Raw genomic sequence first — 13,438 nt, forward strand, 5'->3', positions numbered from 1 at the left:
CCCATTGGCGCGTCGCGGTCGGCACCCTATACCTATGGCATGTTCGCAGATTTCCTCAAACGGCTGATCCAACCAGCCCCCGAGCCCCTGACCGGCGGTGATGCCCGTCTGGCGCTCTGTGCCCTCCTCGTGCGCGTTGCGCGCACCGATGGAGATTATTCCGCCGCCGAGATCATCCGCATCACGCGCATCATCTCTGCCCGCTACGGCCTGCCTCAGGCAGAGGCCGAAGCCCTGCGCCAAGAGGCCGAAACGCTTGAGGGCGAAGCCCCCGACACCGTGCGCTTCACGCGCGCCATCAAGGACGCGGTGCCGCATGAGGATCGCCTTGGTGTGATCGAAGCGCTCTGGCAAGTGGCCTTGGCCGATGGGGTGCGCGAGGCCGATGAGGACGCGCTCTTGCGTCTGGTGGCCAGCCTCTTGGGCATCACCGATCAGGAAAGCGCGCGCGCCCGTCAGCGCGTCATGGGCGGCACGTGATCGTCAGCCTGCCCATGTATGACCGCCCCGAGACGGCGGCGTGCAACGATGCCCTGTGGCACGCCATGCGCGCAGCCTTGGGCGATGGGCCAGAGACCCTCACCCGGGACGGCAACCTCTGGGATCACTGGCGTAGCCCTGATCTGCTCTTGTCGCAAACCTGCGGCTATCCCTACCGTGCGCGGCTGCACGGGCATGTAACGCTGGTGGCCAGTCCCGTGCTTGACCTGCCAAGCTGCCCACCGGGATATTACCATAGCGTATTTGTTGCGCGTGCAGATGATCCACGCACCCATCCCGAGGCGTTCGCCACCGCGCGTCTGGCCTATAACGACGGTCTGTCGCAATCGGGTTGGGCCGCGCCACAGAACTGGGCCGCCGCGCGTGGATTTTCCTTTACCACGCCCGTCCACACCGGCGCGCATCGCGCCTCGGCCATGGCCGTGGCCGAAGGGCGCGCCGATATTGCCGCGCTCGATGTGCTGAGTTGGCACCTGATGCAGGCACATGATCCCTTCACGACGGGGTTGCGCGTGTTGGCCCATACCGATCCTACCCCGGCGCTGCCCTACATTACCGCGCTCGGGCGCGATGCAGACGCACTGCGCGACGCCCTTGAGGCAGCAATCATGGCGCTGCCTGCGGCGGCGCGCGCAACCCTTGGGTTAAAGGGCGTGACCTATATTGCCGCCGAGGATTATTTGGCCCCGCCCAATCCTGCGCCGCCCCCGCCACTCACGCCTCCGAATTGAGCTGACGGCGCGTCAAATCGCACAAACCGCCCCCCAATCGCCCGTTTTGCAAGTTGCATCGGCCCATTTTTTCGGCCCTATTGTCATAAAGCCGTCAAAATCGCACCAAAACGGAAGCACCCCTTGTCAGACACGCCCCCGGTTATCGAGATACGCAACCTGCACAAGGCTTATGGCGCGCTTGAGGTGATCAAGGGGGTCGATATTGCCGCCCATCGCGGCGATGTTGTGTCGCTCATTGGGTCTTCGGGCTCTGGTAAATCGACCATCCTGCGCTGCGCCAACCTGCTTGAAGATAGCCAACAGGGCGACATCCTCTTCAAGGGCGAGCCGGTTCAGTGGAAGGGCGCAGGCTTGGCGCGCCACCCTGCTGACCCCAAACAAGTGCTGCGTATCCGCACCAATCTCAGCATGGTATTTCAGCAATTCAATCTCTGGGCGCATCTCACGATCCTGCAGAACGTGATGGAGGCACCCGTTACGGTCTTGGGCCGGGATCGGCACGAGGTTGAGGCCGCCGCGCGCAAATATCTCGACAAGGTGGGTATTGGCGACAAATGCGATGTTTACCCGGCGCAATTGTCCGGTGGTCAACAACAACGCGCAGCGATCGCCCGTGCCCTGTGCATGGAGCCAGAGGCGCTCTTGTTTGACGAACCCACCTCCGCGCTTGACCCAGAACTGGAACAAGAGGTGATCCGCGTCATCAAGGATCTGGCCAATGAGGGCCGCACCATGATGATCGTCACCCATGATATGAAAATGGCCGCTGATGTCAGCGACCATGTCGTGTTCCTGCACCAAGGGCTAATCGAAGAACAGGGTCCGCCCGACACCCTCTTTGGCGCGCCGAAATCGAAGCGCCTGCAACAATTCCTCAGTTCCACCACTGGCGGCTGAGGCAAGACCACCACTCAAAGGGAGAACACCATGAAGAAACTACTACTCACCACCGCCGCACTGGCCCTCTCGGCTGGATTTGCCATGGCCGACACCGTTCGGCTGGGCACCGAAGGCGCCTACCCTCCGTATAACTTCATCAACGACAAAGGCGAAGTTGACGGGTTCGAGCGCGAGTTGGGCGATGAGCTGTGCAAGCGCGCCGAACTGACCTGCGAATGGGTCACGAATGACTGGGACAGCATTATTCCCAACCTTGTGTCGGGCAACTATGACGTGATCATCGCAGGCATGTCGATTACCGAAGAACGCGATCAGGTCATCGACTTTACCCAGAACTACACCCTGCCCGATCCCTCGGCCTATCTTGCCCCGTCGGCGGATGTCGATGTGAAATCCGGCGTCATCGCGGCCCAGTCGGGCACCATTCAGGCGTCCTACGTAGCCAGCAGCGGTGCCACGCTGGTGGAATATGCCACGCCCGAAGAATCCATCGCCGCCGTGCGCAATGGCGAAGCAGATGCCGTGCTGGCCGACCGCGCCTTCCTTTTGCCAGTGGCAGAAGAGGATGCAGGGCTCGAACTGCTTGAAGAGATGGTGATGATCGGCGGCGGCATCGGCCTTGGCCTGCGCGAAAGCGACACCGAACTCAAAGGCAAACTCGACGCCGCCATCCAATCCATGAAGGACGACGGCAGCCTGAACGCGCTCATCGAGAAATGGGAAATCGGCCTGACCTTCTGAGGTTGACCGACCGGCGGGGTCCGATGCGGCCCCGCCCCCTCCAACAAGGCTGAATGCGATGTTTGCCTTTTGCTCCGATCCGGCCAATCTCGACGGGCTAGCGTGGCTGAGCTGTTATCTCACCACGTCCAAACACCTGCAACTTTACTATGCGGTGGGCACTGTGCTGTTGCTGCTGGCGATCACGGCACCTGCGGCCCTCGCCTTTGGCTTTGGCGGGGCCATGGCCGCGCGGGCGCATATCGCCCCGGTCCGCTGGCTCGGCAAAGCCTATATCGCAATCGTGCGCGGCGTGCCCGACATCGCGTTTTTCCTCTTTTTTGTCATCGCTCTTGACCAGGCGTTTGAATGGGCGCGGCATCAAATCCTCTGCCCTGACTGGGATCAACCGATCCGTCAAGGCAATGATTTCGTGGTCTGTCAGGCCGCCAAACTGCCGCTCGGTTCTGCCCCACAATGGGTGCATGAAACCTACGGCTTCACCCTTGCAGTGCTGACCTTTGCCATTGTCTTTGGTGCTTTTGCCGCCAACGTGCTCTTTGGCGCGATGCGTGCCGTGCCGCGCGCCCAGATGGAAACCGCAGAGGCCTATGGCATGACCCGGCGTCAGGCGTTTTGGCGGATCATGGTGCCGCAGATGTGGGTTTACGCCCTGCCCGGCCTTGGCAATCTCTGGATGGTGCTGATCAAAGCCACGCCGTTGCTCTTTCTCTTGGGGGTCGAGGATATCGTCTATTGGGCGCGCGAACTCGGTGCCACCGCCAACCCGCGCTTTACCGAATACCCGCATGGCGACTGGCGGATGTGGTATTTCCTCGGGCTGATGGTGTTTTACCTTGGCTTTACCCGCATCTCCGAAGTGGTGCTGGAACGCCTGATGCAGCGCCTCACTCTGGGGCAGGCCACCACCGGCGGTGAAGCGCAAAGGAAAGCGGCATGAGCTGCCTTGAGACCATTCAGGCCTACGGACTGCGCGCCATTGGTATTGGGGAACGCCTTCTGCCACAAAGCGATTTCACCCTATGCCAGCAATTCACCCTTATCGGTTCTGGCCTGATCTGGAATGTCTATTTCGGGTTCTTCGCGCTCATCAGCGGCTTCATCCTTGCCACTGCCGTGGCCCTTGGCAAAGGCTCTCGCAACCGCGTGATCCGCAAGCTGTCGGAATGGTTCATCTTTGTCTTTCGCGGATCGCCGCTCTTTATCCAGTTCTTCTTTGCCTATTTCTTCTTTCTATCGCTCAAATCCGTCTCACCCTTCTTTGACATTCTGACCTCGGCGTGGCTCGGGGCGCTGATCGTGCTTTTCCTCAACACCGCAGCCTATTCCGGCGAGATTTTCTATGGCGCGCTCCGCTCCATTCCCAAGGGCGATGTCGAGGCGGCGGATGCCTACGGGTTTTCCGGCTGGCCCCGCTTTCGCCGGATCATCTGGCCCACCATGCTGCGGCTCGCATGGCCCGCCTATACGAATGAGGCGATCTTTCTCTTTCACGCCACCACGCTGGTGTTCTTTTCGGGCTTTCCGGTCTGGCAACAGCGCGGCGATGCGCTGTACTACGCCAAGTATTTTGCCGACAAGACCTTTAACCCCTTCGTGCCCTACCCCATTCTTGCCGGCTATTTCATCTTGCTCACGCTGGTTGTGATCGGTGTCTTTGGCCTGATCAATCGCCGGCTCAACCGCCATCTGCCGCAGGAGTACCGCCGCAAGCTCAGCCTGCGGATGAACCTGATCCGCTGATGGGGGCTGTGGCGATTCTCGTGCCCGCGGCCGGGGCATCTTCGCGGATGCGGGGGACGGACAAGCTCTTGGAAATGGTGCGTGGCCAACCGCTTCTGCGGGACCGCGTGACGCTTGCGCTTGGCACCGGATGCGACGTGGCCGTCACCCTGCCACCAGAGGGGCTTGCACGCCGCACGGCGTTAAAGGGTTTAGATGCCACTCTCCTGCCTGTGCCTGATGCCGCAACCGGCATGTCCGCCTCATTGCGCGCCGGGGCGACATGGGCAATGGCCGAAGGGGTCACAGCCCTTATGGTCTTGCTCCCCGACCTGCCGGACCTGACCGCTGATGACATGAAGATCATGCTGCAAGTCAACGATTATGAACATATCTTTCGGGCATGCGATGCGGATGGCACCCCCGGCCATCCAGTCATCCTGCCCGCGCGCCTTCTGCCAGACTTAGCCCAGATCACCGGCGACACTGGCGCGCGCGACCTCTTGCGCACGCATCCCGTGACGCCCGTTCCCTTGCCCGGTCAGCATGCCACAACCGACCTTGACACACCCGAGGCTTGGGCGGCATGGCGCGCCGCTCAGGGCTAAACTGCCCCGCGCCCCATATGCTCGGCAATCCGCCGGTTGAGCCACGCCAGCCCCGCCAGAGACAGGCCAAGCCCAAGGAACGAGGCCACCCGCACCAGCCCCGCCAATCCTGCCATATCGACCAGAAACACCTTGGCCACGGTCAACGCGACCCCGGCCATCGCCACCCGCCGCAGCGTCTCGGACCGTCGCAGCAATGCAAGCATCAAAAGCAGCACCGAGACCAGAATGAGCGCGACCGTGTAGCTGTAAAGCTCACCATCGCTGACCCCCGGCACGCTCAAATCATCCCCCTGCCAAAGTCGCCGGATTTCAAGCCCGAGATACCACGCGCCATAGCCCGCGCCCGCCACGACAAAGACCTGCCGCAGCAAACGTGGCAGATGATCCAGTTTCCACGCGGCCAAGGCAAAAACCAAGGCAACGGGCAAATAGGCGGCGGCCAATGTATCAAGGATCAGTGGCCCGCTCACGAACTCCTTGCGCCAGAGCACCGGCACAAGCGGATTGGTCAACAGCGCCTGCGCCACCAGCGTCACGAGCGCCACCGCGCCCATAGCCGCCGCCAGAGCCAACCGCAGCCATCGCACCACGCGCCCGCCCGCGCGCAAACGCCAGAGTTGTACCATGGCAGAGGCCAGCCACACCACCGCCGTCAGGCCCAGACCCGCATGGCCCATCGCCCCCGGCCCCCCAGCCAACGCTGCAAAAGCACACTGAGCAAGATCGCCGTGATGCTCCAAACAGCGCTTTCAATCACCACCCGCGTCGTGCCACCGGCCCGCGCCGCCATGACAAACCATGCCGCCCCAAGCAATATCAGCGGCCCCAGATGCGACAGCAACACATCCCCCAAGCCCGCCTCGCGCACCGCCCAAGAAAGACCGGGATCAATCACCAAACGGTAGCCGATCACCGCAACGCCCACCTGCGCCACCCCGCCCAAGAGCGGCAGATTGAACCGCCGATCAATCATCGCCGTCGCCAGCACCATCACCCCAAGCGCCAGCGTCAACGCCGCCTGGCTCAGCATCACAAAAAGCGCCAGGGTTATCAGCACCAGCGCTGCCCCAGCGAATACCGCTGCCACCAACCGGGCCTCAGATCCCCGTGCCCGCACCGCGAACACCACCATGAGCCCCGCCAGGGCCATCACCTGCAAAGCCCAACCATAGGCACCGATCACCATGGCCGGGGTCCAAAGCAGTTCAAGGATCAGCGCCAGCCCCGGCGCCATCACCGCCGCCCCAAGGCTCCACAGAATCACCGGCACCGTCCCCGCCGCATATCGGGCGCGAAAGGCAAAAACGACCGAGGCCACCGCCCCGCCCGCCAGAATGACACTCGCCGCCATGGGCATCGGGGATTCGGGCAAGCGCTCGATCCCGGCCATGAACCCCGACCAGACTGGCCCCTTCCCAAACCCTTCGAGCGTCACCAGCACCAGCGCCGCCAAAGCCGGAACCAGTGGCACATCTTCCAGCGCCTCAGCCCGCCGCGTGCCAAGGGTCAATGCTGCCAGCAATCCCGCAAGCAGGCTCAGTGCACCCCAGACCACCAGTGCCTCGCCCGCGTCACGCGCCAGCATCAGCGCAGCAAGGCTTGCCAATACCACCACGGCCCAGACCAGCCGCACCGGAAAATCAGGATATGCGCCCCCAGCCATGACGCGTCGCAGCAGCGAATTTCCCGCGTGCTGGGGTATCATCCGCGCCTCGGGCACCAGCAGCGTCAAAACAACCAGCCCGGCCCAGAACGCCAGATACAGCAGCGCTCCAGCCTCCCCCAGATATAGCAGCGTTGCACCGCCCATGCTGACCATCAATGCCAAGACTGAAATCCATGCCCAACGGCGCGCGGCATCCACCGCCAGCCCGACGGCCGCAAGCAGCGCGTAGAAGCCGTAAAACACCCCCGGCGTATCAGACTGTCCGCCCACCAGGAACGGTGCCACACCTGCGCCGATCAAGCCGAGCGCCGTCAACACCGGCCCATGGAACCAGCCAAGTACAACCGCCCCGGCCCCAACACCTACCAGCCCCGCCAAGGCCATGCCCGGCCCGATCAGATCATACAGGCCCCGCGCCGCCAAAACGCCTGCAAAAAGCGCGATCACCCCCGCCCCCGACAGAACCGAGGGCAGGCCCGTGACCGCGCCCGCCGCTTCGTCGCCATAGCGCCGCCGCAGCCGCTCGCCCGCTGCAATCAGCGCGGCGCCAAGCGCCAGCGCGCCCATTACCCGCCAAAACGGCGTAAGCACCCCTTGCTCGACGCCGTATTGCACCATGAAGACGCCCGCCAAGGCCAGCGAGACACCCGCAACGGCCAAGGCCCAATTGGCCCTCAGCCACGCCATCAGTGCCCCAAGCCGGTCCGCCCGCAGCACAAAGGCGCGCGGCGGTGTGTCCGTTGGCTCGGTCTGAGGCGCAACAACAGATGCGCTTGCCCAGGGTCCGGCCCGGTCCTCGACCACAGGCGCACCCACAGTCTCTGTCACAACTTCTGTCACAACTTCTGGCGTCGTTTGTCCCAACCCCGCCTCAAGCCGCGCCACCCGCGCCTTGAGCCGCGCATGCGACACCAAGAGATAGGGCACCCCGATCACGAGGAGCGCCAGTATCCCAAGCCCAATGACAACTGCCAGCGCGTCCATGGATCACCCCTGCCCAAACAGGCCAGTCAGTGCCCGACGCACGACACCTGTCACCGAGGGCCTGCGCCCGCGCTGAAACGGCAATGGGCGACACACCTCGATCGCAGCCACGCCCACCCGCGCCGTCAGCGCACCATTGACCACGCCTTCGCCAAACCGTCGCGACACCTTTGACAGCACGCCGCCCCCAGCCACACTGCTGATCAGGTCATCCCCCACGGCCACAGCCCCGGTGGCCAAAAGATGCGCCATCACCGCACGTGCCAAGCGCCAACTGCCAAGAAATCCCGCGCGTCCGCCATATATCTCGGCCACTGCCCGGATCATGCGCAGATTAGAGACAAGCGCCCCCACCACATCGGCCAAGGCCAGCGGCACCAAAGCCGTAATCATTGCCACCTGCCGCGCCGCAGTCTCGACCTCGCGCAACGCGAGCGCATCGAGAGGGGCCAGAACCTCGGCCTCCGCCAGCCCCAACAGCGCCTCGGCGTCAAACTGATCCGCCTGCTGTTCTGCAAGCCGCTCAAGCCCCCAAGCCGCCTCGGGGCGCGCGGCGTAAAGCGCGCGCAGCCGCGCCACGACCGCTCGCGCCGCCTCCAGATCGCCTCCGGTCAGCGCCGCAGCGGCCTCGCGCCGCAGGGTATCGAGCCGCCCCAATCGGGCGAATCCTGCCATCTCGCGCAGCCCGATCATCGCTGCCACCAGCAAAAGGCCCACGCCCATCGCCGCGACGCCATAGCCCAGCACCGGCACCCGAGCGATCAATCCAACTGCGAAATCCCATGCCGCCACCGATACGGCGGCCCCCATCAGCCCAAGCGCCAAACCCCAAAACAGCCGACCCAGCCAAGACGGCCCCGCCGCACCGCGCGTGATCACCGCCCGCATCGCCCGCCCGTCTGGCCGCTCAACCAGATCGGGCACGGGCGGCGCGCGGTCCGGTCCCTCGGCGGCACGCTCCTCCATCTCAATCAATACCGGGCCCTTGGCCTTATCAACGCTCACGCGCTCACTCCCTCGCCACGCCAGACCATCAGGATATCCGGCAGCCCTTCATCATTTCCCAGACCCGCACTGCGCGCCGCCTCGACGAATCCTTGGCGCGCATAGAATGCTCGGGCGGCGGCATTGGCCTCGACCACCCAAAGGCGCAGCACGCCCGCTTCGGCCTTGGCTTCGGCCAAAAGTGCCCGGCCAAACCCCTGCCCACGCAGCACCGGATGGACATAGAGCGCGTGCAGGATATCGCCGTCGCGCACCAGAAATCCGGCGACGCGGCCCTGCTCGCGGATCACGCGCACCCATCCCCAACGGATGACCCGTGCCAGCGCGCGAAGATCGTCCCAGTGACTGCGCACCCTTGGCAACCATGGCGTGGCACGCGTAAACGCCCAAAGGATCATGGCAAGACGCGGCAAATGCCAAAGCCGCCCACGCGCCGTCTTCATAGCTTGTCCCCCAACAGGAACTGCGCCGCCCGGTCCAGCCGAATATGCGGCGGGCCCTCGCCGGGCCGCAGGTTGAGCGGAGCAGGCGCAAACCGCATCACCTGATAGTCCCGCCCCAACCACTCCTTAGCCCCCGCCCGTGCCGGGGCCAAGAGTTGCCCCGGATCATCCGGCAGATCGCCTGCATAAAACGCCGCCTGCCGCCCGGTCTCGAGCAGCCGTCCACGGACACAGTCGAGCATCTCGCCATTATGGCTTACCCGTTCCTCGACCGTGGCGCGCAATGCGGCCAAGGCCATTGCCTGCGTCGTGGCCCCTGCAAACTCGGCCCGGTCCCGCGCCTCACGCAAGAGGGCCGCCATGATCCCCGTCAGTCGCCCATGCTGCGCATGATGCAGGTGATCCGCCTTGGTCGCGGCAAAGAGAATGCGCTCTACGCGCCGCCCCAAGAACAACTGTGTCAGGAACGCATTGCGGCCCGGCCGGAACGCGCTCAGGATATCCGCCATCGCCCGGCGCATATCCTCGACCGCCTGCGGCCCCTTGTGGATGGCATCAAGCGCATCCACCAAAACCACCTGCCGATCGATCTTGGCAAAGTGATCGCGAAAAAACGGCTTTACGACCTCACGCTTGTAGGCGTCATAGCGCCGTGCCATCTCGGCGCGCAGGCTGCCCCGGCCCGCCTTGCCCTCAGGCAGGGGCGCGAAGGTGACCACCGGCGATCCCGCAAGATCCCCCGGCAAAATGAATCGCCCTGGCGTGCAATCATAGAAACCAGCGGCACGCGCCGCATGCAAATAAGCAGTAAAACCAGCGGCCAAAGCCTGCGCCAATGGCTCATCAAGCGGTGCCGCCGTATCCACCTCTGTCACCTGTGCGAGATAGGCAGCCGCCTCGCTGCGCGCCCCGATCCGCGCCAGCACCTCGGCGGCCCATTCCTCATAGCTTTTGTCCAACAAAGCCAGATCCAGCAGCCACTCGCCGGGATAATCCACGATATCAAGATGGATCACACGTGGCCCCGTGACCCCCGACAAAAGCCCCGCAGGCCGCACGCGCAGCGACAGCCGAAGCTCGGACACGGTGCGCGTGCTCTCGGGCCAATGCGGTTCCGGGCCGGTCAGCGCGGCCAAATGCGACTCATAGTCAAAACGCGGCAAGGTCACATCGGGCTGCGGCTGCAGATAGGCCGCCAGAATTCGCCCCTCGCCCTGCGCCAAAAGGCCGGGCATCCGCCCCCGGTCCATCAGATTGGCGATGAGAGAGGTGATGAACACCGTCTTGCCAGCGCGCGCAAGGCCCGTCACACCGACGCGGATCACCGGCTCGAACAATGCCTGCCCAACCCGGTCGCCCAAGCCTTCGATGCTGCGCACCACCCCGTCTGCCAAACCTGCAATCGCCAAGAACTGCCCCTTTTTCTCGTGCGCTCAAGATAGAGACCCGCCAGAGGGGTTGCTAGGGGCAATTGCGCCCGGGCGTTCCCCGCAGGCCTGAACCAGAGCGAGACGGTTTGCATCTGACCCAAGAGGAAGCCCGACCTGCCCAATGGTCAAAGCCGCTTTTCCACGGTATAGGGGCAAAAATCCATCAGGAGCGCCCCAATGGCCGAGACCGAGCAGCCACAGATTTACCTCATCACCCCGCCCGAATTCGAGCTGAGCGTCTTTCCCGACACATTGGCCCGCGTGCTCGACAGTCATCCCGTCGCCTGCGTGCGTTTGGCCCTTGCCAGCCGTGACGAGGATCGCATCGCGCGTGCGGCCGATGCCTGTCGTGAGGTGACACATGCCCGTGACGTGGCCTTGGTCATCGAGAGCCACTTGATGCTGGTCGAGCGGCATGGGTTGGACGGTGTGCATCTTCCCGATGCCGGACGCTCGGTGCGCGCCGCGCGCAAAGAATTGGGCGAGGATGCCATTGTCGGCTGTTTCTGCGGCACATCCCGCCATGACGGTATGAACGCAGGCGAGGCAGGCGCTGATTACATCAGCTTTGGTCCCGTGGGGGCCAGCCCGCTAGACGACGGCGCGCGGGTTGATATGGATGTGTTCGACTGGTGGTCCAAGGTGATCGAACTGCCGGTCGTGGCCGAAGGCGCGCTTGATCTGGCGCTGGTGGCGCAACTGACGCCTATGGCGGATTTTCTGGCCTTTGGCGAAGAAATCTGGCGCGAAGAGGACCCGGTTGCCGCCCTTGGCCGCTTCATCGCCGCGATGGGCTGAACCTCGTCCCTATTGCCCCCGGCGCGCCTCTGGCATGCCGCTGCGCACCTGCGCCTCGGCCCAAGCGGCCAGCGCCTTGCGGTCCGCAAAGGAATCGACACGCGCCGGGGCGTGATAGACCACACGCACCCGGCCCTGAGGCCGAACCGCCAAAACACGCAAAAGATGCGTGCCAAAATCCATATCGCCCCACCAGCCATAAAAACGGGCATCTTGACCCACGGGGGCCTGATAGATCACCGAAACCGGCTGAACGTGGATTGAATGCTCTAGCCGTTTGCTAAAGAACGCCTGAAAGAGCGTTGATTTAAAAGGGATAACGCGCATCCCATCGGTAGAGCTTCCCTCTGGAAAAAACAAAAGCTTGTGGCCCGCCAACAGGCGCTCTTCAAAGATCTCGGTCTGCGCCTTGGCTTCTTTCGGATCGCGGGTGATGAACACCGTGCCCACCAGCCGCGCCAAATGCCCGATGCCGGGCCAACCCGCCACCTCGGATTTTGACACGAAATACACCCGCTTACAGGCATTGAGCGCGAAAATATCCAGCCAAGAGACGTGGTTGGCCACCACCGCACCGGGCACATGCATCGGCGTGCCCACCACCTCATGCCGCATGCCCAGCACGCGAAACACCGCCCAACACACCCATTGCGTCACATAGGGCGTCCACGGACGGTGCACGCCGTACAAGGGCCGCTCGACCAGCCGCAATGCGACCGCGATGACCACGCCCAGCAGAATCACCAGCGCCATAGCCAGCCCCCGCAGGCCCACGCGCAACCACCCGCCGGGTGTCAGCGTGAACTCAGGGGGCGGCACCTCGGACTGCCACCTGAACTTCAAGACGTAATACTCTGTTGATAAATGTTTTTCTGCTTTTCACTTAGACGGTCTGTATCGAGAATCAGGCAGACATCGGTCGTATTGAACTGATGGTCCACAAAAGCGCCATCGCCAACATAGCCCCCAATCGCAGATAGGCCTTGATCAGCGCGGGCACTTGGCGCATCGCCGCGCGCCGGTCTAGATCGCGCGCGGCAATCAGGTCCATGCGCTGAAAATGTCCTTCCCGCGCCCGCACACGCAGGGTTTCTGGCGCCAGATGTCGCTGATGCAGAAAGCTTAGTGACGGGGCCAGATGCGCGATATCTGTGCCATGAAAACTGGCCACACCGAACAGGATCTCGATGCCATGATCCGTCACATAGCGGCCCAGACCGTTCCAGAGATGATACATGCCCGGTCCCCCGCGATAAGATTTCGCCAGACAGGACCGCCCCAATTCCATCAGCCGCCGACCACTGGTCTTGAGCGCGCTCAGATCGTATTCGTCTTCGGAATAAAATTGGCCTGCGCGCGCGGCCTGATCGTCACGCAACAGGCGGTAAACGCCGACAACGGCAGCATTATTCGCATCGTCCAGCAACAACAGGTGGTCAAAGAACGGATCAAAGCGGTCGCGTTCCAACCGCGCCGCGTGATCGACCAGCGGCCCATCACCGCCCAATTCCTCGACAAAGACCTCGTAGCGCAAGCGTTGAGCCGCGCGCAATTCCTCGGGCGTATCGGCCAGCTTCACACGGAACTTGGGGGCGCTTGCGATCATCGGCCTTGTCTCTGAGGTCTGCGCCGCCTTTTAGGCAAGAGCGCCACCAAGTGCAACGATACCACTGGTCGCAAGGTTCGGCGGTTGTTAACCTTTTGCTAACCTCGATCAGGGATCAAGAAGAGGTATCAGTTCCACGCGATTGCCATCAATCACCACTTTACCCTCTTCGCGAAAGTTAACCGTGATCCGTCCGCCAATGTTGGATTGCACCTGCCCCGTTCCCCAATCCGGCCTCTGCGGATGCAGCACCAGCATTCCTGGCTCAAGTATCGAATTCATATCCGTCATGCTGCA

The 13,438-nt window shown here is 63.2% G+C and carries 15 protein-coding genes and 1 pseudogene; 8 read left to right on the forward strand and 8 right to left on the reverse strand.

Annotated features, from left to right (window positions below):
* Window positions 1–39 precede the first annotated feature (39 nt).
* The 7 genes from ACLGGT_RS18015 (at window position 40) to ACLGGT_RS18045 (ending at window position 5,206) form a co-directional block, all read left to right on the forward strand.
* A complete protein-coding gene (locus tag ACLGGT_RS18015; RefSeq protein ID WP_437197099.1) occupies window positions 40–480 on the forward strand; it encodes a TerB family tellurite resistance protein in 441 nt (146 codons plus the stop codon).
* Window positions 477–1,232 (forward strand): phosphate/phosphite/phosphonate ABC transporter substrate-binding protein, encoded by a 756-nt coding sequence (locus ACLGGT_RS18020; protein ID WP_437197101.1) that lies wholly within the window; start codon window positions 477–479, stop codon window positions 1,230–1,232. Before ACLGGT_RS18015 ends, ACLGGT_RS18020 begins: the two co-directional genes overlap by 4 nt.
* Window positions 1,233–1,355: 123 nt before the next feature.
* On the forward strand, window positions 1,356–2,132 hold the full coding sequence (locus tag ACLGGT_RS18025; RefSeq protein WP_437197103.1) for an ABC transporter ATP-binding protein: 777 nt from the start codon (window positions 1,356–1,358) through the stop codon (window positions 2,130–2,132).
* Between the two features lie 30 nt (window positions 2,133–2,162).
* Complete coding sequence (locus ACLGGT_RS18030) at window positions 2,163–2,876, forward strand: transporter substrate-binding domain-containing protein (protein ID WP_081506249.1); 714 nt, start codon at window positions 2,163–2,165, stop codon at window positions 2,874–2,876.
* A 58-nt stretch (window positions 2,877–2,934) separates the two neighbouring features.
* Window positions 2,935–3,816, forward strand: a complete 882-nt coding sequence (locus ACLGGT_RS18035; protein ID WP_081506250.1) for an ABC transporter permease — start codon at window positions 2,935–2,937, stop codon at window positions 3,814–3,816.
* Window positions 3,813–4,619, forward strand: coding sequence for an ABC transporter permease (locus ACLGGT_RS18040; protein WP_008281120.1), 807 nt, complete (start codon window positions 3,813–3,815; stop codon window positions 4,617–4,619). Before ACLGGT_RS18035 ends, ACLGGT_RS18040 begins: the two co-directional genes overlap by 4 nt.
* Entirely contained in the window at window positions 4,619–5,206 is a 588-nt protein-coding gene (locus tag ACLGGT_RS18045; RefSeq protein ID WP_437197106.1) for a nucleotidyltransferase family protein, read from the forward strand. The genes ACLGGT_RS18040 and ACLGGT_RS18045 overlap by 1 nt, the downstream gene beginning before the upstream one ends.
* On the opposite strand, the gene ACLGGT_RS18050 is transcribed toward ACLGGT_RS18045, so the two are convergent.
* The 5 genes from ACLGGT_RS18050 to ACLGGT_RS18070 are packed head-to-tail and all read right to left on the reverse strand — an operon-like array spanning window position 5,203 to window position 10,716.
* Window positions 5,203–5,886 (reverse strand): DUF2339 domain-containing protein, encoded by a 684-nt coding sequence (locus tag ACLGGT_RS18050; protein WP_437197108.1) that lies wholly within the window; start codon window positions 5,884–5,886, stop codon window positions 5,203–5,205. The genes ACLGGT_RS18045 and ACLGGT_RS18050 overlap by 4 nt on opposite strands.
* Window positions 5,862–7,859: a DUF2339 domain-containing protein gene (locus tag ACLGGT_RS18055; RefSeq protein WP_437197109.1), complete on the reverse strand. Its 1,998-nt coding sequence runs from the start codon at window positions 7,857–7,859 to the stop codon at window positions 5,862–5,864. The genes ACLGGT_RS18050 and ACLGGT_RS18055 overlap by 25 nt, the downstream gene beginning before the upstream one ends.
* A 3-nt stretch (window positions 7,860–7,862) precedes the next feature.
* Window positions 7,863–8,864 (reverse strand): YcjF family protein, encoded by a 1,002-nt coding sequence (locus ACLGGT_RS18060; protein WP_081506253.1) that lies wholly within the window; start codon window positions 8,862–8,864, stop codon window positions 7,863–7,865.
* Entirely contained in the window at window positions 8,861–9,307 is a 447-nt protein-coding gene (locus ACLGGT_RS18065) for a GNAT family N-acetyltransferase (protein WP_008281124.1), read from the reverse strand. The genes ACLGGT_RS18060 and ACLGGT_RS18065 overlap by 4 nt, the downstream gene beginning before the upstream one ends.
* Entirely contained in the window at window positions 9,304–10,716 is a 1,413-nt protein-coding gene (locus ACLGGT_RS18070; protein WP_008281125.1) for a YcjX family protein, read from the reverse strand. Before ACLGGT_RS18070 ends, ACLGGT_RS18065 begins: the two co-directional genes overlap by 4 nt.
* A 198-nt stretch (window positions 10,717–10,914) precedes the next feature.
* Here ACLGGT_RS18070 and ACLGGT_RS18075 point away from each other — a divergent pair, with 198 nt between their 5' ends.
* Entirely contained in the window at window positions 10,915–11,535 is a 621-nt protein-coding gene (locus tag ACLGGT_RS18075; RefSeq protein ID WP_081506255.1) for a thiamine phosphate synthase, read from the forward strand.
* A gap of 9 nt (window positions 11,536–11,544) precedes the next feature.
* Here ACLGGT_RS18075 and ACLGGT_RS18080 read toward each other — a convergent pair whose 3' ends face one another.
* The 3 genes and pseudogenes from ACLGGT_RS18080 to ACLGGT_RS18090 form a co-directional block, all read right to left on the reverse strand.
* Window positions 11,545–12,378 (reverse strand): lysophospholipid acyltransferase family protein, encoded by an 834-nt coding sequence (locus ACLGGT_RS18080; RefSeq protein ID WP_437197110.1) that lies wholly within the window; start codon window positions 12,376–12,378, stop codon window positions 11,545–11,547.
* Window positions 12,375–13,141, reverse strand: a pseudogene (locus tag ACLGGT_RS18085) (GNAT family N-acetyltransferase). Before ACLGGT_RS18085 ends, ACLGGT_RS18080 begins: the two are co-directional and overlap by 4 nt.
* A gap of 108 nt (window positions 13,142–13,249) precedes the next feature.
* Window positions 13,250–13,432 (reverse strand): DUF3553 domain-containing protein, encoded by a 183-nt coding sequence (locus ACLGGT_RS18090; protein WP_040651557.1) that lies wholly within the window; start codon window positions 13,430–13,432, stop codon window positions 13,250–13,252.
* Between the last annotated feature and the right edge of the window lie 6 nt (window positions 13,433–13,438).

Origin of the sequence: Roseovarius sp. MS2 (genome assembly GCF_051447875.1) — a bacterium.
Lineage (GTDB): Bacteria > Pseudomonadota > Alphaproteobacteria > Rhodobacterales > Rhodobacteraceae > Roseovarius > Roseovarius mucosus_A.